This is a genomic window from Streptomyces sp. AM 2-1-1, from assembly GCF_029167645.1.
Lineage (GTDB): Bacteria > Actinomycetota > Actinomycetes > Streptomycetales > Streptomycetaceae > Streptomyces.
The window spans coordinates 622,224-638,788 of record NZ_CP119147.1 but is presented as its reverse complement, the minus strand read 5'-3'; the positions used below and the strand labels follow the sequence as shown (position 1 = coordinate 638,788).

Here is a 16,565-nt window from a genome sequence, read left to right as displayed (position 1 = left end):
GAACTACCTCGACCAGCGCGAGCTACCCCGACTGAAAACTTGGCGGGCCACTGGGCACCTGACCTCCACCACTCCAAGATCCCCGACAGAGTCAAGCTAAGAAAGCCTCGGAGATCAACGGAACCGCCTGCGCCGACCTGACGACAGCAGCGCGCAGCCGAAGAGGGCCAGAGCGGCCACCCAAGCGCTCAGACTCCCAGGCGGGTAGAGGGGAAGAGCCCACCATTGGCCTGTCGGCTGGCCCGAGGGACGGTAGTTGCGGCCGAGGCTGGCAGTGGCGAGCAGGAACAGCAGGCAGGCACCGCCTGCTGCCGCCTCGTTACTGAACTGTCGAACGAGCAGAGCGACAGCGAGGAGAAGCATCAGGTTTCGAGGTATGTCCATGCCCACGAAGAGGCCGAGTACATGACCGAGGAACGCTGTGAGGGAAACCGCGGCCAGATCCCAGCGTCTCAGGCGCACGACCGCCGTGCTCTCCGGAGCTTCCAACCGACGATCGAGGCAGTACAGGACAGCGACGATGACCAGGAGGGGAGCGAAGTACTCAACGCGCATGCTGACCATGCCACCCATGAAGCCAGGGACAGGGATCTCGGTGCCACCGAGGCTCCAGGAGACCAGGCCGAGCAACGCGGTGGCCACAAGCACGGTCCACCAGCGCCGTATGACGTTGAAGTAGAGCTTCATGTCAGCCCTGCCATGCAGTGAGTTTGGTCCTGAACCGTCGAGGTGAACCACTTAGCCTGCTGTTCAGCCGGCAGTTCGCGGATTCGTAGCAATTGTGCCCACTCTTGGGGAGAGGTAATTTCCTGTACTTGCTTCTCGTTCACTCCCACCCTCAGTAGGGCCCAGGTAGCTGCGATTGATGGTTGTCGACAATCATGCACTCCATGCAACGCTGCCGTACCAGTGACTGCTGACCGCGCGAGGTCGATGTTGAGTTGCTCAAGAGAGGTGTCTGGCGACCAGTAGAGAGGCCAAGTTCCCGGTCGCGTTGGGAGATCATCAGAGGCCATCCGCAAAATCCTGGGAAAGGGAACCCCGCTGCCACCTAGTGCCTTCAGGGCGGGCAAGCTTTGAAGGCGGATTTTGGCTGCATCGTTTTCATACTCTTCGGGCAGACAGACTGCAGGTGCCGTGCCGATGCAGACTGTGTGGCCGAGGCGAGCTTCTGTCGAAGGGCTGAATCCCCAGTCCGCTACAAGGCTGCGTCCACCGAGGAGCGTCCCGACGACGAGTGCTGCGCCGGCAGCTACGAGCCATGGCCTGCGTCGTGCCCCGGCCATGAGAACCAACGCCGCTGCGAACCCGGCCGTGACCACCCACGGAATGAAGTAGACAAGAGGATCGAGGGTATCGGTCAGAGTAGAGCCTTCGATCACGAAGCCACTCAGGTGACGCCACGAAGGGGAGCTCATTGAGGGGGGAACGGCCAGCCATGCCCAACTGCCAACGGCGACGGCCGGTGCTGCAACAGCCCGGGGACACAGCAGTCCCACTACCCAGCCAATGATCATCCAGCCGTAGGGGAGCACCAGCAAGTGCGCAACGGCGAGCAGACCGGCATCGGCGGGCCAGACGCCGACCGTGAACTTGGCCAGGGCAATTGCGGCGGCCACGAGGGAGAGATGCAGGGCCATGACAGGTCGGATTGCCCAAAGCCACTGTCGTACGACACTGCGCACACTGGTTTCCCGGATACCTCCGAATACCTTCTGACGGCCGGCTTCCCAGGCGGCAGCTCCGGCCACTGCCGGTGCGATCACGGTGATCCCCCAGGCGGCGAGTTCACCTGAGGCTGGGCCGTAGTCGTGAACGCCCCAAAAGTTGTCTCCGCCGACGTAACTACTCATATAGAGCGCGGCCGGTATGAGTAGCCAGGGGGTTGATGAGGCGCGGAGATTTCCGAGCGAGATCACTGTTCCACCGATCCCAGCAGTGCGGAGTATGCGCTCTCCAAGCGTCGACCAGGGGCGCTCCCGAGAGCAGCATGGCTTTCGAACTCGACTACGCTCCCTTGGAATCGGGGTACACCGCCTTCCAAGACCACAACCTCGTCGAATGCGTCGTCCAGATCTCCAATGTCGTGGGTGGACACGATAACGTGCACCGCCCCACGAAGCTCCACGAGAAGATCGTGGAAGCGGCGGCGCTGGGTGGGGTCCAGACCGGCTGTAGGCTCGTCGAGCAGGAGAAGTTCCGCGCCGTGAACGAGCGCCTGAGCAATCGCCAATCGCTGCTGCTGACCTCCGGACAAGGTATTCACCTTGTCCTTCATCTTCGCTGTCAACCCGACTCGCTCAATGACTTCTGGAGCGGCTCGCCAGGCGTCTCGCTCACGCATCCCTTTGAGCCATCCGACATATGCGACCTGTTCCCGGCATGTCATTCCCGGGAGAGTGGAGCTCCGCTGGGGAAGCCAGGACACCTTGCGACGGTAGGCGGGCAGACTTTTCCTGTCCGCTGATCGCAGATTCCCCAATCGGATCTCCCCGCTCTGGGGGGCGTTTGCGCTCGCCCCGAGTGCGAGCAGCGTACTTTTGCCCGCTCCGTTCGGGCCGAGGAGCACGGTGTTGCCCAGTGAGAACCGCAGTTCAAGTTCGTCGAGGACAGGGCGTGTTCTGCGGTTGTAGCGAAAGGTACAGGACTGGTAGTGCAACGGCATGAAAGTAACCCTCATCGACAGAGCAGGCCCCGGCCACCCGCGTGGGCGAGTGGCCGGGGAGGGTGCAATTACCAAGAGACAGTCAAACTTTTGACCGAGACGGTGGCGTACCCACCGTCGTTGACGATGAAGTAGTAACTGCCGGCCCCGTGGTCATCCCAAACGCCTGTGGAGGTCGAAGTGCTGCTCTCCAAGCACTTCGTGAACGCGGCATCGACGTAGTAGTTGTCGGGAAGGTTGTTGATGTCCTTCGCCAGTTTGACGTGCACGGCACTGCTGCCGCTGGTGCAGCCGGTGAACTTGATGGTCGTCGTTGTGGCAGCGGAGTCCTCGTTCCAGTGGCTGGACTCAAAACCCGCTTCCACCCCGGCCATATAGCTGGTGTAGCTGCCCGCCTGTGCAGGGCTGCTGCATATGCCGACAACTGTCACGACGCTGAACAACACCACTGCGATTCGACGGACCGATGCATACAGAGAAGTTGAACGCGCGTAGATAGATTTCGCAGTATGTCCCATTCTGATTGTGTGAGTCGAGACCGACCGTGCGGAATAGGGAGGGGTGCATCTCCTCCCGTGGGAGTTGGATGCTCGCCCGGCAGGCTTTCATGTCTCTGTCGCAGGTCAGGGTGACCTTATGGCTGATCACTTCAGGGGAACAACGATCACTTTCAGTCGTGGCCTGATCTTGTCTGATGAGGCTGCTACTTTCAGCCACGCGCACACGATCCGGATTGCGTTCTCCTGGACAGCGCGCTCGCGGAGTGCGACCGGGCCGGCGGCGGCGGGGCCGACTACTCCAACGCAAGCGGCACGGTGGACGTGCAGGTCCACACAGACCCCAGCGGGGAGAGCCTCTGGTTGTCGCCAACGTTGCCGGGCCTACTGAGATAGGGTGGCGGGTTTGCCGCTGAACGGCAGTGCAGGCGCGAGGAGTTACGGCTCCAGGCGGCTGAGCGGTTCGCTCGTGGCGAGGGCAGTACGGCGATCGCCAGGGATCTGCGGATCAGTGTCCGATCGGTGCAGCGGTGGCGTCACACGTGGTCCGAGGGCGGCCCGCGGTCCTTGCGGTCGTAGGAGCCCGCGTCGCTGCCGCGACTGAGTAGATCGTCGCCCGCGACCCGCAGATCAAGGGATTCGTGCCGCAGCCGAAGCGTTCCAGCCGCCGGAGTGCCTGGGCGAACTCCTCGTTCCCGACCAGTCCCGTGCATGCAGCGACGGTCAGCGCCGTGGATCACGCTTCGGATGTGGCGCCGGTCATCAGGGCGAGCAGGCTGTGGGGCGCGTGGTCGTCGATCATGGTGGTGTAAAAGCCGTCGTCCTTCGCTTCCGCGGCAGCGGCGCGGGCGAACATGGTCTCTTCGTGCGCGGCGAGCGCCGTCTCCGCAGCGTCGGGATGCGCGGCGAGGGCGCGGCCGAGTTCGGCGCCGTCCAGCATGGCCAGGTTGGCGCCTTCGCCGTTCGGTGCCCGCAGATGGGCGGCGTCGCCGAGCAGGGTCACCCCCGGCACGCGCTCCCAGCGGTGCCCGGCCGGCAGGGTGAATATGGGACGCAGGACCGGCGGGGTGTCGCTGTCGACGATCAATGCGGTGAGCGCGGGGGCCCACCCGTCGAATTCCCGCATCACCCGTGCGGTGAGGGCTTGGTCATCGGTGGTGTCGAGGTCGGTGAACCAGTCCCGGGGCTTCTTCAGCTGTACGTAGGTGTGCAGGGTTCCGCCGCCTTCCCGGTGGGCCAGCAGTCCCCTGCCTGGTGCGAGCGCGAACAGTGAGCCTGCTCCGACCGCCTCCACGGAGGCGGGGTGGCGGGTTTCGGCGTCGAAGAGGAACGTCTCCACGCTGCAGATGCCGAAGTACTCCGGTGTGGCCGGCGACAACAGCGGCCTCACGCGCGACCAGGCGCCGTCGGCGCCGACGAGCAGGTCCGCGACGATCGTGGTGCCGGCGGCGAAGGTCACCTGTCGGCGGCCGTCGCCGAGGGCCCGGACGGCAGTGACCTTGTGGCCCCAGCGGACGGTTTCGGCGGGCAGGGAGTCGAGCAGCATCTGCCGCAGCGCGCCGCGCGGGACTTCCGGGCGTTCGCCGGATCCGACGTCGGGCAGGTCGAGCAGCACGTTCCCCGCCCGGTCCAGGATCCGGTACGCCTCGCGGCCCGGAAGGACCAGCTTGCGGAACTCCTCCGTCAGTCCGGCCGCCTCCAGAGCGGCCTGCCCGCTGTGGGGGTGGAGGTCGAGCAGGCCGCCCTGACGGCGCGAGTCCGGTGCGGGCTCGGCCTCGTAGACCGTGGCGGGGATGCCGTGCACGTGCAGAACGCGGGCGAGCGTCAGGCCGCCCAGACCCGCTCCGATGATCGTGACCGGTGTCGTCATGGTGTCCTCCACAGGAATGGCCGAATGCCGCGACGCCCCCTTTGGATCGTCACTCCAATCAAGCTAGCACGCGTTGGATCGGCGCTCCATCCATGCGATGCTGGGGCGATGGAGAAGGAAAAAGCGAAGGGATCCGCGCGCTCGCCCCGGCGGACGGACAGCCTGTCGAGGGAGATCATCATCCGGACCGCGATCGAGATGCTGGACGGCGGCGGCGAGAAAGCACTGACGCTGCGCGCCCTCACCGTGCGCCTGAGCACCGGTTACGGCGCCATCTACCACCACGTCAAGGACAAGGGGGATCTGCTCGCGACGGCCGCTGACGAGGTGATCACCGGCGTGATGTCCGGCGCGGGCGCCGACGCGGATCCGCGTGGCGCACTGCGCGCCCTCGCCCTCGGACTGTTCGACGCGATCGACGCCCACCCCTGGGTGGGTGCGGAATTCTCCCGCCAGCCGTGGCGGCCCGCGCTGCTGGACTTCTACGAGGGTGTCGGCCGCCTGCTCGACGCCCTCGACGTTCCGCAGGAGGCGCGCTTCGACGCGGCCGGCGCGCTGGTGAACTACGTCCTCGGTGTCGCCGCGCAGAACGCCGCGAACGCACGGCTGCGCAGGGGCAGCGGCGCAGACCGGGAGACCTTCCTCGAGGACGCCGCCACGCAGTGGGCGCGGATCGACCCCGCCCGGTACCCGTTCGTGCACGCGGCGGCGACCCGGCTGGGCGAACACGACGACCGCGAGCAGTTCCTCGTCGGGGTGGACATCTTCCTCGCCGGTGTCTCCACCCTCCGCTAGAGGACCCCGGCACCCGTGCCCCCATCTTTGACGGGGCGGTGTCAGGCCGGGGTGCGTGACGGGCAGGGCTCCGGTGCCGTCGAGGAAGGTGTTCGACGTCTCGACTCTTGTGTACGGGAGGCCTGTTGGTTCCCTGCCCGGCAGCCCCCGACCTGCCCCACGCCCTGGTCGAGTGGGTCACGATGCCCACCGTCACCCGCGAGGGCGGCCGGCGGTGCGAACTCCCCCCGCACCGCCGTGCTCCGGCCGCACTCGTGTACCTGCGCCGCCACGACACCCCCACCCGGATCGCCGGGGCCCTCCCTGGTGAACCACGGTGACGCACCGGTCCGGCTGCCCCGGCCCCCGGGTGAGGCACTCGTCGGACAGCCGGCCGGCGAGGAGTTCGCTCCGACGCCCGGAGCGGTCACCGTGGTGCGGCGGACGGGCACCTGAACACCGGCGTGGGCGAAGGCGCCCAGCGTCACCACGAGGCCCAGCCCCGCTGAGCCCAGCCCCGCTGAGCCGGGCCCCGCTGAGCCGGGCCCCGCTGAGCCGGGCCCCGCTGAGCCGGGCCCCGCTGAGCCGGGCCCCGCTGAGCCGGGCCCCGCTGAGCCGGGCCCCGCTGAGCCGGGCCCCGCTGAGCCGGGCCCCGCTGAGCCGGGCCCCGGTGAGCCGGGCCCGGCCTCGTGGCGCGGGAGCGCCGCCCCGCGCGATCAGCACACGTCGAGCAGGCCCTGTTGCCGCACGACCTCCAAAGACAGGGTGCGGTACCCCACGGTCTCGAACAGCACCGTCAGACGCTCCTCCTCCTCGCTCATCACCGAACCCTCGCCCCAGTGCTGGTGCCGGACCCGGGTGCCGGGGTGGAAGGGGTGCTCGTCCTCCGACGGGGCCGGGGCGGAAGGAGCGGGTATCAGCCCTCCGGTGCCCGCCAGGACCGCCGGACCGAGCTCCGCGCCCGCCCGGGACAGCTCGGCCGCCTCGCACTGGTCGCAGGAGCCGCACCCCTCGGAGTCGCTTCGGACCTGCCCGAAGTAACCGAGGAGGAAGCGGCGGCGGCAGCCGGTGGTCTCCGCGTAGCCGCGCATCATGTCCACCCGGGAGCGCTCCAACTGCTGGTGGGCGTCGCCCAGCTCGACCGCCTGCTGGGCGGCGCGGGCCGCGTCGATGCCGGGGGCCGGCTCCACGTCCCCGTCGCCGGTGGTGCGAACCGCGTCGACCTGCTCCAGGAGGTTGACGACGGCCGTCAGCCGGCTTGCCGTCAGGTTCGTCTCGTCCCGCAACTCGCTGGGGCGTACGGGACCGTCGTGGTCCGCCAGCGTGCGCGCCACCTGGGTCACGGTGTCCGGGTCCGGGCGGCCCGCCGCGAAGAAACGCTGGAGCCCGAGGTCCTGCGGCCGGTACGCGAGGATCGCGCGGGACGGCTCACCGTCCCGGCCGGCCCTGCCTATCTCCTGGTAGTACGCGTCCAGCGAGCCGGGCACGGAGGCGTGGAGCACGAAGCGCACGTCCGGCTTGTCGATGCCCATGCCGAAGGCGGACGTCGCCACCACCACGTCCAGCGAGCCCGCCAGGAAGCGGTCGTGCACGTCGCCGCGCTCCTGCGCCGGAAGCCCCGCGTGGTAAGCCGCCACGTCCAGCCCCAGCTGGCCGAGCTCGTCCGCGTACTTCTCCGCCTCGCGCCGCGTGGCCGCGTACACCAGACCCGGCTTGGGCTCCGCCGCGGCACGCTCGACCACCGCCCGCCTCTTGACCGCGGCGTCCCGGAAGGGGATCACCTCCAGGTGGATGTTGGGCCGGTCGAAGCCGGTGACGACCTCGTGCACGTCCCGCATCCCCAGGTGCGCGATGATGTCGGCCCGCACCGGGGCCGCCGCGCTCGCCGTCAGGGCCAGCACCGGCGGACGCCCGATGCGGTCGAGCACCTGCCCGAGCCGCAGGTACTCGGGCCGGAAGTCGTGACCCCAGGACGAGACGCACTGGGCCTCGTCGACGACGAACAACGCCGGCTTCGCGGCCGCGAGCTGCTCGACCACCTCGTCCTTCGCCAACTGCTCGGGCGCGAGGAAGAGGAAGTCGACATCGCCCTCGCTGATCCTGTCCCACACCGCCGCGTTCTCGTTGCCGCTCTGCGTCGAGTTCACCGCGGCCGCGTCCGTACCCTCGCGCCGGAGCAGCCCCTGGACCTGGTCGCGCTGGAGCGCGATGAGCGGCGACACCACGACGGTCGGGCCCGACAGCAGCACACCGGGAACCTGGTAGACGGCCGACTTCCCGGCGCCCGTGGGCATCACCACCAGGGCGTCGCGCCGCTCCATCACCGCTTCCATCGCCATCACCTGCTCCGGCCGCAACCGCTCCCAGCCGAACACCTCCCGCGCGACGTCCTGAAGACGACGCGACGAAGCAGCCACCATGACACTCCTCGACAGCACGAACGGGGCAGCCCCCGCGGGAGCGGGACCCCTGTGGCGCTCCTCGTACCCCGGTAAGCGCGCGGTAGCGCCCCCGGCGGCGGCGCGCTGTCGCGGACACGTCCGCCACCGGCCCGCGGCCCCCGGTCACCCGGGCCGAACGCGCCTGGCGGGAAGAGCCCCGGCACGGAGGCGAGCCGCCCGGTCAGCCGCGGACCGGCACGAGCTGGAGGTAGTCGAGGTTCCAGTTCTGCGGTACGCCGGTGGGCAGGGAGACCTTGAGGACGTGGTGCCCGGCGGTGAGCCGCCGCCGTACCCCGCCGGGCTGGAGCACTTCCTTGGCGTGGCTGGTGGTGTTGCGCACGGCGACCCGCTCACTCTCCTCGCCGCCGTCGAAGGAGACGGTGTACGTACCGGCCGGGGAGTACGTCGAGGAGACCCGTGCGGAGAGGGCGTACGTCCCCGTACGCGGAACGTCCACGTCGTACGTCAGCCACTCCCCGCCGCGCATCCAGCTGACCCGGACATTGCCGTCGGCGTCGCCGACGTCGACGCCCTCGCCGGGACGCATGCCGAACCCACCCCTGTTCGCGGCGTCGTCGTCGTGGTAGCCCGTCCCCTCGCCGGCCCGGAAATCCTCCGCCTGCACCCGTACCGCGCCGCGCGGTACGGGGTCGCCCTCGCCGGAGCGGAGCCAGGACTCGACCTTCGCGACGTCGTCCGTCTGGAAGACGGTCGTACGGAAACCGCGCGCCAACGCCTCCCAGCCGCGCAGGGGATCGGTCAGCGACGCCTCGTCGGTCATGTGGTCCGACAGGCCGTTCCCCATGGTGTTGCTCCAGACCCGGCTGTGCCTGGCGAGCGCGTCGAGGAACGGCCTGCGGGCCACGGCGTCCTGGACGCTGTCGAAGGTGACCTCGTACGCCACCGGCCGGTCGTCGCCGAAGCGTTCGACGTCGCCGATGCCGGCGTCCGTGATCTTGTGCATGTAGAGGGCTCGTGGGTGGGCGGCGAGGAACTCCCCGACCTCGGCTACCGGCGCGTCGCTCTTGAAGAGCCCGTTGTGGACCGTGCCGGTGCGGGTGAGGACGTCCCAGACCGCCTCACGCTCCGCCCATCCCTTGTCCAGGTTCACCAGACCGCGGTCCCTGGCGACCTCCATCGCCTCCTCGAGCGTCGGCACCCGTTCCCCGGTGACCGCCGCCCGACCGCCCCCCAGCCCTTCACGGAGCCGGAGCCGGCCGAGCTGCGCCCACGTCAGGTCGGCGACGGCGCCCGTGCCGTCGGTGGTGCGGTCGACCGTGGGGTCGTGCATCAGCACCAGAACGCCGTCCCTGGTCGTCCGTACGTCGGTCTCGACGAGCTCCGCACCGTCCGCGAAGGCCGCCTCGAAGGCCCGCAACGAGTTCTCCGGGGCGCTCCGCCACTGCCCCCGGTGCGCAGCCGTGAGGATCTTGGCGTCGGGCCCGTGGTCGAGCAGGTCCCGGTACGCCCGCTCGGCGGCCGTACGGCCGGGCCGGCCCGGCCCTCCGATCCTGGGCGCCGGGGAGCCCCCTCCGCGGCCGTCGGCCCGCTCCGATCCGCCGGACCCGGGGCCCGCCGGAGAGCAGCCGGTTGTCAGCAGCGCACCGGACGCGGCCAGCACCAGGGAGACGAGCAGTGCGGCGGAACGATTCACCAGGGACCTCTTCATGATCCGCACCCTAAGGGCCGGTCCGCGGACAGGGCGGCAGAGGGGGCGGCAGGTAGGCAGGCACGCGGGGAGGCGCCGGGCGGAAGGGCGAAGTCCTCCCGACCGCGCGCCGGCTGACCGCGCACCGGCTGACCGCGCGCCGGCTGACCGCGCACCGGCTGACCGCGCGCCGGCTGACCGCGCGCCGGCTGACCGCGCGCCGCGGACCGCGGGGCGGCGGCCGCCGCCCCGGAACACCGCTGCGTCAGCCGCTCACCGCCGTGGTCGTGAAGCGGTCGCCGCAGACCAGCGGTTGGGCGGTCCGCAGTGTCAGCGCCTTCGTGGAGCCCGGCGGATACACCTTGAGGTAGTCGGGCCGGCCCCAGCACGGGGAGTCGGAGATTCCCTCGTTGACGGTGTGCAGGGTGACCGCCGCCGTCCCGCCGGGGCGGATCTCCTTGCTCGTACCGGCGCTCCCCTCATGCGTGGCCGGGACGCCGATCACACTGCCGTCGCGCTGGATCAGGGAGACACCGGGATAGCCCTTCAGCGTGCACGTCTTCGCCGACGTGTTGGTGAAGGTGAGCCGGTAGTAGACCTGACCGGCACCCGCGTCGGCGGGGGCCAGGTCCATGGTGAGTTTTTCGGCCGCACACCGCTGGGAAGCGCTCGCGCCCGCCGCGCCGGAGGTCTGCGACGGTGCGGCGGGGTCGGACGGCCCCGAGGGGGCCGCGGAGGTCACGGACGGGGAACCGCCGGTCGTGGGCCGGCCGGACGAGCTGGGCGCCCCGGGTGTGGCACTGCCCGAAACCGGACGGCTCGCGCCGGCCGGATCGGTCGAGGTCGAGGAGGTGTCGCCGCAGCCGGCCGCCGCCAGCGCGATCGACGCCGTCACGACCGGGAGGAGTCCGAACCGGCGGAGGCCACCGGAACGCCGTGCGCGCGGGCGGAGAGCCGGTCCTGTCGGAGCTGTGGCGTTACGGGCGGAAGAGTTCATGTCTTCCGCCTGCTCGATCCTGCGCCGCCCGAACCTTCTTGGCCGGAACCGGAACCGGAAAGGACCGGAGCCGGAACCAGAAAGGACCGGAGCCGGAAAGTACCGGAACCGGACCGAGCCGGACGGATGTGTCGCGGACCGGGCGGGGTGAGATGTTCCGGTGCGTGCCGGGCGGGGCACGCACCGCGTCCGGCTCCACCGAATCGCGCCCCGCGTCTGGTGCTGGGACCATGGAGCGGTCGGAAAGAGCTCCGCACCGTCCCGATCCAGCCGGAGGTGGCCATGTCCTCGAAGCGTCGGCGGAAGAAGAAGGCACGCCGCAAGCACCCCGCGAACCACGGCAGAAAGCCCCAGTGCTGAACCCTCCGTGAACCGCCCGATCCGACCCTGTTCGCCCGACCCGACCCGACCCGACCCGACCCGAGTCCGGTCCGCCGCTCTGCGCGACGGGCCGGACGCCTGGTGCGGGGCCCCGGAGTGGCGGGGCGTACGAGGGGCCCGCCGTCAGGCGGTCAGCCGCAGTGAAGTGGCCGAAACGCCGAGCCGCACCGACTGACCCCACGTCAACTCCAGCGCGTCGGACTCCATCCCGTCCCCGAACACCGCCATCCGGTCCGACTCCACGGTGAGCCGCAGCCCCTCGCCGCGCCCCAGCTCCCCGGCGACCAGCGAGGTCCCCGTCACCGGGGACGGCCACGCCTCCCGTACGAACCAGAGGAGCCGGGGGTCCGAGGGGGCGGGCAGACGCAGCGGGCCGCCGCGCTCCTGCCAGAGCGAGCGGAGCCAGCCGGTGGCGCCCGTACCGGTGCCGACCAGCACCCCGGAGGACGCTTGCGCCTCGCCGGTACCGTCGGCCGCTCCACCGTGGGTCCCCGGGACGCCGGCCCCTCCGCGCCCGGCGTCCCCCCGGCCCGCTTCCGGGGCGATGCGGTAGCGGATCGTCTGGTGTCCCGGGGGACCGAGGTAGATCTCGTTGAGCGCCAGGAGGCGCTGGCCGTCGTCCGCGACCGCCTCCACCATGGTCAGCTCGTCCACCCGGCCGCCGGGCGCGGTGGCGGACCGCAGCAGCGCTCCGGTGTCCCGCGCGCGGTGGCGTACCAGGACGCCCGGATTGCGCCCCGGGTCGGTGTCGATGCCCACGACGGGCTGGCCGGAGAGGTACTTCGCCGTGTTGGCGACCAATCCGTCCTGCCCGACGACGATCACCACGTCCTCGGGGGCGAAGAGGAAGCGGTCGAGGTCGGCGCGTTCCACCCGGGAGCGCCGCCAGGTCAGCGGTACGGCCGAGGCCACGTCGGCCAGGGCCCGGTGCGCGCGGTGGTGGCGCCGTGCCACCTCGTCGAGGGAGCGCCCCCGGCTGGAGAGGAAGAACGCGGCCTGCCCGTGGGTGCCGTGGCGGGCGAGCAGCTCCTCGTACTCCGTGGCGCGGTGCACGAGGACGGCGCGGGGCGCGAGGCTCACGCCGGGGTCCCGCCGCCGGGCCGGCCGAGGCGTGCGAGCAGCCCGGTCAGCACGTCGGGGGAGAGGGTGAGGCTGTCGATGTGCGGCAGGTTCTCGGCGAGCCGGGTCGCCGCGAGGGCGTGCAGCGTCGCCGCGTCGACCTCCGCGTGGACGCGCAGCCAGGCCGCCTGCGCGTCGGCCCGGGCCGCACCCGTCTCCCGTACGGCCTCCGCCTCGGCCTTGGCCAGCCGTACCGCGCGGGAGGCCTCCGCCCGGGCCCGGACGTCGTCGGCCGCGGCCTTCTCCTCCGCCTCGCGGCGGGTGTTGGTGCCGCGCTGGTCGACGAGCCGCTCCTCCCGGCGGGCCAGCTCGATCTGACTGGCCAGCTCGTTCTCGGCGATGGCGCGTTCCCGCTCGACCGCCACCGCCCGGCGCTCGTAGGTGGCGCGGTCCGCCTCCTGCTGGATCTGTTCGCGGGCGGGGGTGCGCAGCGCGCGCTCCACCTCCGCCTCGGGGCGGATCGCCACGACGCGCGTGGCCACCACGTCGATCCCCGTCGCGGGCAGCCGGGGCTCGGCGGTGAGCCCGGCCGAGACCCGGTCGCGTACCAGGGCCACCCCGTCCACGAGGGCGGTGGCGAGAGGGGTGCGGGCCAGCGCGTCCAGGGTGTGCTGCTGCGCGGTCTCGGTGAGGAGGGTGGCGATCTGTTCGAGGGGGGAACCGCGCCACACGCCGGTGTCGGGGTCCACGGAGAAGTCCAGCCGGGCGGCCGCCAGCGCGGGATCGCTGACCCGGTACGTGACGGTGGCCTGCACCGTCACGTCCTGGAAGTCGGCGGTGCGGGCGTGGAAGGCCATCGCCAGCTCGCGGTCGTCCACCGGAACCTCGGAGAGCGCTGCGCTCAGCGAGCGGTACCAGAAGCTGAGTCCGGGGCCGTCGTGGGCGAGGGTGCCCCGGTGGTGGTGGCGGACGTGGGCGGTCGGTGCGGAGCGCAGGTGGCGCCAGCCGAAGCGCCGGGTGATGTCGGCCATGGGAACGACCCCTTCCATTTCTCGTCAAGAGGACGATAACGGGAGCGGTGCAATATCGTCAAGGGGACGAGAAGGCGTTTCGGCCACGCGAAAGGCCGGCGACTTCGATGAAGTCGCCGGCCGTCGGCGCGCCGCCCCCGTCCCCACGGTGCGACGCGGATGAGCCGCCCCTCCGCTGGGGTGGACGGCCCACGATCGGTCAGGGCCCGGCCGGAGGCGACTCCAGTCCGAGCCCGGGCAGGATGACCTGCTCGGTGAAGCGCACGAGGTACGCCTCGTCGGCGTACAGGGTTTCGAGCAGGGGGCGCACACGCACCATGCCGAAGATCTGGGCGGCCACGTACCCGGCCGTCGGGCAGTCGGCGGCGATCTCGCCGCGTTCGGAACCCCTGCGCACCATGGCGTCGATCGCCGCGATCTCCGGCACCACCAGCGATTCGCGCATCGCGCAGAGCAGCTCCGGACTCTGCAGGGAGGCGTGGCTCAGCGCGTGCATCAGCGTGGTGTCCACGTTGGAACGGGCGCCGATGGCACGCGCCGCCGCGAGCAGGTCGCCCGCCAGGGAGCCGGTGTCGATGTGGGCGAGGGAGCCGCGCCGGGTGCTGTGCAGGGCCGCGACGACCAGTTCGGGCTTCGAGCCCCACTGGCGGTAGAGCGTCGACTTGCCGCAACGGGTCCTGGCCGCGACGCCCTCCATCGTCAGCGACTCGTAGCCGCTCTCGCGCAGCAGGTCCAGGACCGCGGTGTAGAGCTCCTGGGCCCGCTCCGGGGTGATCTTCGAGCGCGGTGACCGGGCGACGGCCGCCGGTTCCGGTGCTGCTTCCCGCTCCGGTTCCGGTGCGGAGGCCTGCGCCGGCTCCCGCGCGGAGTCCCGGGTCGATTCCCGCGCGGAGTCCCGGGTCGGCATGGGCTCTTCCTCCTGAGGGCTCGGCGGTACGGCGCTTCGATACGCCAGTGTACCGATACGTTTGCGTATCGGTACACTGGCGTATCGATAGGGCATGGCGGAACCATGTCCAGACACCATCGCTTCGTCAGTTAGGGGCACGGGTGATGCACACCCGCAGCACGCCTGCGGAACGGGAGCCGGACGCCTCGACCCGCCCGCCCCTCGTCCGCGAGTTCCTCCTCGTCGTGGGGCTCTTCCTCGTCTACAAGCTCGGTCGCCAGGCGGCCAACGGCCACGTGGACGAGGCCTTCCGCAACGCCGGCCACGTCTGGGACCTCGAACGGGCCGCCGGTCTTCCCGGGGAGGGGCACGTCCAGGGTCTCCTGATGCACGGCCAGGTCCTCATCCACCTGGCGAACACCTATTACGCGACGGTCCACTTCCCGGCCACCGTGCTCTTCCTGGTGTGGCTGTTCTGGCGCCACCCGCACCACTACCTCTGGTCGCGCCGCATACTCGCGGCGCTGACCGGCGCCGCCCTCGTGCTCCACCTCGTCTTCCCGCTGGCCCCGCCGCGGATGCTGGCCGCCGCGGGACTCGTCGACACCGGCCAGGTGTACGGCCCCTCCGTCTACGGCGCCACACCCACCACCGACACCATGGCCAACCAGTTCGCCGCGATGCCGTCCCTGCACTTCGGCTGGGCGCTCATGGTGGCGGTGGGACTCGTCGCCGCCGGACGCTCCCGGTGGCGGTGGCTGTGGCTGCTGCACCCGCTCCTCACCCTGCTGGTGATCGTCGGTACCGCCAACCACTACTGGCTCGACGCCCTCGTCGTCACGGCCCTCCTCGCGCTGGCCCTGGCCGCGATCCCGCTGAACCGGCCTTCGCACGCGGTACGGCTCCGAGGGCCGTGGCCCTCCGCGGCGGGCGGTTTCCCCGGTCCCGGGGTGCCCGCCCCGGCAGGGAGCTACCCGTTCGCCGGAGACCACGCCTACGCCGGTGGCATCCCCGCGCCCGCCCACCCCGGCGGCACGTCCGCCCCCACCTGCGCCGATGGGGGGTCCGCTCCCCGGCGGACCCTCGTCGCGCCCGGAGCCGGACGCGGAGTCGCACGGTGAACGCCACGCTGGTCGCCATCCTCTTCTGCCTCGTCTCCGCCGTCGCCTACGCGGCCGCCGCCGTGGCCCAGTCCCGGCTGGCCGGACGCACCGAGCCCGGTACCGGTGGGCTCAAGCTGCTCGGACGCGGTGCCTGGTGGGCCTCGGTGGGGCTCAACGCCACCGGAGCCCTGCTCCACGTCGCCGCCCTGAAGTACGGACCGCTCACGCTGGTGCAGCCGCTCGGCGCGCTCACCCTCGTGGCCGCCGTCCCGCTCGGAGCCCGTACCGCCGGCCGCAAGGTCAGCGCCACCGAGTGGCGGGGCACCGTCCTGACCCTCGTCGGACTGGCCGCCCTGCTGACGGCCGCGGGTGGCGCCGCACCGCACGAGACCCTCGGGCTCGGCGCAGCCCTCGGCGTCGGCGCGGTCACCCTGGCCGTGGTCTCCGGGCTCGGTCGCCCCGGCGCCCGCCCCGGACTCCGGCACGCCGCCGCCTCCGGCATCACCTCCGGTGTCGCCTCCGCGCTGACCCAGACACTGACCGTCGCCCTCACCGACCATTCGGGCGCCGTGTTCACCCCGCGCACCGTGATCGTGACCCTGCTGGTCGCCGCCTTCTCCATGGGCGGACTGCTCTTCTCGCAGACCGCGTACCGGCACGGTCTGGGCGCTCCGCTCGCCGTACTGACCCTGGCCAACCCGGTGGCCGCCGCCGTCATCGGAATGGTGCTCCTGGGGGAGCGCCTCCAGGGCGGCACCCTCAGCCTGGTGCCGGCCGCCGCGGGCATCGCGCTCTCGGTACGCGGGGTGATCCTGCTCAGCCGGGCGCAGGCCTCCGCCGACAACCCGGCCTCCGCCGACAACCCGGCTTCCGCCGACAACCCGGCCCCGTCCGACACCCGGGCGCCCTCCGAGACCCCGGCCCTCTCCGGAACCCGGCCCTCCACCGGGGCTCCGGCCCTGCCGGCCGTGCCGGTGCTCCCGCCCCCGCCGGTCGCCGACGGGCCGTCCCGGGCGCCGCTCCCTCCGGTGGCCGCCCCCGTCACGCTCGCCGGCCGGCATCCCGCCTCGGCGGTACCCGCCGCCGCCCCGGGCGTCCGCCGCAGGACCAGGACACGGACACGGCGCACCGTCATCGGGAGCCCCCGGACGGCGGAGCGGCCGACCGCCGACAGTCTCGGACCCGCCGCGACCACCGGAAGGTGAGCGCA

General features: G+C 71.2%; 14 protein-coding genes and 4 pseudogenes. 6 read left to right on the top strand and 12 right to left on the bottom strand.

Annotated features, from left to right (window positions below; all coding sequences use genetic code 11):
* Nucleotides 1-114 precede the first annotated feature (114 nt).
* The 4 genes from PZB77_RS02675 to PZB77_RS02660 all read right to left on the bottom strand — a co-directional run bounded on the left by PZB77_RS02675 (nucleotide 115) and on the right by PZB77_RS02660 (nucleotide 3,111).
* On the bottom strand, nucleotides 115-687 hold the full coding sequence (locus PZB77_RS02675; RefSeq protein WP_275490889.1) for a hypothetical protein: 573 nt from the start codon (nucleotides 685-687) through the stop codon (nucleotides 115-117).
* Nucleotides 684-1,919: a hypothetical protein gene (locus PZB77_RS02670; protein WP_275490888.1), complete on the bottom strand. Its 1,236-nt coding sequence runs from the start codon at nucleotides 1,917-1,919 to the stop codon at nucleotides 684-686. Before PZB77_RS02670 ends, PZB77_RS02675 begins: the two co-directional genes overlap by 4 nt.
* The gene (locus PZB77_RS02665) at nucleotides 1,916-2,665 is read right to left on the bottom strand and encodes an ATP-binding cassette domain-containing protein (RefSeq protein WP_275490887.1); all 750 of its coding nucleotides are present in this window, start codon (nucleotides 2,663-2,665) and stop codon (nucleotides 1,916-1,918) included. The genes PZB77_RS02670 and PZB77_RS02665 overlap by 4 nt, the downstream gene beginning before the upstream one ends.
* A 68-nt stretch (nucleotides 2,666-2,733) precedes the next feature.
* The gene (locus tag PZB77_RS02660; RefSeq protein ID WP_275490886.1) at nucleotides 2,734-3,111 is read right to left on the bottom strand and encodes a hypothetical protein; all 378 of its coding nucleotides are present in this window, start codon (nucleotides 3,109-3,111) and stop codon (nucleotides 2,734-2,736) included.
* A gap of 270 nt (nucleotides 3,112-3,381) precedes the next feature.
* Between PZB77_RS02660 and PZB77_RS02655 the strand changes: the two are divergent.
* Nucleotides 3,382-3,546, top strand: a pseudogene (locus PZB77_RS02655) (IS5/IS1182 family transposase); the annotation flags it as partial.
* Between the two features lie 57 nt (nucleotides 3,547-3,603).
* Nucleotides 3,604-3,741, top strand: a pseudogene (locus tag PZB77_RS02650) (helix-turn-helix domain-containing protein); the annotation flags it as partial.
* 157 nt (nucleotides 3,742-3,898) lie between these two features.
* Here PZB77_RS02650 and PZB77_RS02645 read toward each other — a convergent pair.
* Nucleotides 3,899-5,032 carry an NAD(P)/FAD-dependent oxidoreductase gene (locus tag PZB77_RS02645; RefSeq protein ID WP_275490885.1) on the bottom strand — a complete coding sequence of 378 codons (1,134 nt, stop codon included), beginning with the start codon at nucleotides 5,030-5,032 and terminating at the stop codon, nucleotides 3,899-3,901.
* Between the two features lie 108 nt (nucleotides 5,033-5,140).
* Between PZB77_RS02645 and PZB77_RS02640 the strand changes: the two genes are divergently transcribed.
* Nucleotides 5,141-5,827, top strand: coding sequence for a TetR/AcrR family transcriptional regulator C-terminal domain-containing protein (locus PZB77_RS02640; protein ID WP_275490884.1), 687 nt, complete (start codon nucleotides 5,141-5,143; stop codon nucleotides 5,825-5,827).
* Nucleotides 5,828-5,952: 125 nt separating this feature from the next.
* Nucleotides 5,953-6,120, top strand: a pseudogene (locus PZB77_RS02635) (IS5/IS1182 family transposase); the annotation flags it as partial.
* Nucleotides 6,121-6,316: 196 nt separating this feature from the next.
* Here PZB77_RS02635 and PZB77_RS02630 read toward each other — a convergent pair.
* The 7 genes and pseudogenes from PZB77_RS02630 to PZB77_RS02600 all read right to left on the bottom strand — a co-directional run.
* Nucleotides 6,317-6,529, bottom strand: a pseudogene (locus PZB77_RS02630) (pentapeptide repeat-containing protein); the annotation flags it as partial.
* Nucleotides 6,523-8,226 carry a RecQ family ATP-dependent DNA helicase gene (locus tag PZB77_RS02625; RefSeq protein ID WP_275490883.1) on the bottom strand — a complete coding sequence of 568 codons (1,704 nt, stop codon included), beginning with the start codon at nucleotides 8,224-8,226 and terminating at the stop codon, nucleotides 6,523-6,525. The gene PZB77_RS02625 and the pseudogene PZB77_RS02630, both read right to left, overlap by 7 nt.
* A 202-nt stretch (nucleotides 8,227-8,428) precedes the next feature.
* Nucleotides 8,429-9,916: a glycerophosphodiester phosphodiesterase family protein gene (locus PZB77_RS02620; protein ID WP_275490882.1), complete on the bottom strand. Its 1,488-nt coding sequence runs from the start codon at nucleotides 9,914-9,916 to the stop codon at nucleotides 8,429-8,431.
* 244 nt (nucleotides 9,917-10,160) lie between these two features.
* The gene (locus PZB77_RS02615; protein WP_275490881.1) at nucleotides 10,161-10,892 is read right to left on the bottom strand and encodes a DUF4232 domain-containing protein; all 732 of its coding nucleotides are present in this window, start codon (nucleotides 10,890-10,892) and stop codon (nucleotides 10,161-10,163) included.
* Nucleotides 10,893-11,396: 504 nt separating this feature from the next.
* On the bottom strand, nucleotides 11,397-12,353 hold the full coding sequence (locus PZB77_RS02610) for a hypothetical protein (protein WP_275490880.1): 957 nt from the start codon (nucleotides 12,351-12,353) through the stop codon (nucleotides 11,397-11,399).
* Entirely contained in the window at nucleotides 12,350-13,363 is a 1,014-nt protein-coding gene (locus PZB77_RS02605) for an SPFH domain-containing protein (RefSeq protein WP_275490879.1), read from the bottom strand. Before PZB77_RS02605 ends, PZB77_RS02610 begins: the two co-directional genes overlap by 4 nt.
* Before the next feature lie 199 nt (nucleotides 13,364-13,562).
* Nucleotides 13,563-14,270 carry a TetR/AcrR family transcriptional regulator gene (locus PZB77_RS02600; protein ID WP_275490878.1) on the bottom strand — a complete coding sequence of 236 codons (708 nt, stop codon included), beginning with the start codon at nucleotides 14,268-14,270 and terminating at the stop codon, nucleotides 13,563-13,565.
* 143 nt (nucleotides 14,271-14,413) lie between these two features.
* Here PZB77_RS02600 and PZB77_RS02595 point away from each other — a divergent pair, with 143 nt between their 5' ends.
* Both PZB77_RS02595 and PZB77_RS02590 read left to right on the top strand, forming a co-directional pair.
* A complete protein-coding gene (locus tag PZB77_RS02595; RefSeq protein ID WP_275490877.1) occupies nucleotides 14,414-15,373 on the top strand; it encodes a phosphatase PAP2 family protein in 960 nt (319 codons plus the stop codon).
* Complete coding sequence (locus PZB77_RS02590; RefSeq protein ID WP_275490876.1) at nucleotides 15,370-16,560, top strand: DMT family transporter; 1,191 nt, start codon at nucleotides 15,370-15,372, stop codon at nucleotides 16,558-16,560. The genes PZB77_RS02595 and PZB77_RS02590 overlap by 4 nt, the downstream gene beginning before the upstream one ends.
* Nucleotides 16,561-16,565 lie beyond the last annotated feature (5 nt).

Excerpts from the sequence above, each read along its gene's own strand:
- PZB77_RS02620 (WP_275490882.1), bottom strand. The coding sequence starts at position 9,916 with ATGAAGAGGTCCCTGGTGAATCGTTCCGCCGCACTGCTCGTCTCCCTG.
- PZB77_RS02645 (WP_275490885.1), bottom strand. The coding sequence starts at position 5,032 with ATGACGACACCGGTCACGATCATCGGAGCGGGTCTGGGCGGCCTGACG.
- PZB77_RS02600 (WP_275490878.1), bottom strand. The coding sequence starts at position 14,270 with ATGCCGACCCGGGACTCCGCGCGGGAATCGACCCGGGACTCCGCGCGG.
- PZB77_RS02665 (WP_275490887.1), bottom strand. The coding sequence starts at position 2,665 with ATGCCGTTGCACTACCAGTCCTGTACCTTTCGCTACAACCGCAGAACA.
- PZB77_RS02605 (WP_275490879.1), bottom strand. The coding sequence starts at position 13,363 with ATGGCCGACATCACCCGGCGCTTCGGCTGGCGCCACCTGCGCTCCGCA.
- PZB77_RS02640 (WP_275490884.1), top strand. The coding sequence starts at position 5,141 with ATGGAGAAGGAAAAAGCGAAGGGATCCGCGCGCTCGCCCCGGCGGACG.
- PZB77_RS02675 (WP_275490889.1), bottom strand. The coding sequence starts at position 687 with ATGAAGCTCTACTTCAACGTCATACGGCGCTGGTGGACCGTGCTTGTG.
- PZB77_RS02615 (WP_275490881.1), bottom strand. The coding sequence starts at position 10,892 with ATGAACTCTTCCGCCCGTAACGCCACAGCTCCGACAGGACCGGCTCTC.
- PZB77_RS02625 (WP_275490883.1), bottom strand. The coding sequence starts at position 8,226 with ATGGTGGCTGCTTCGTCGCGTCGTCTTCAGGACGTCGCGCGGGAGGTG.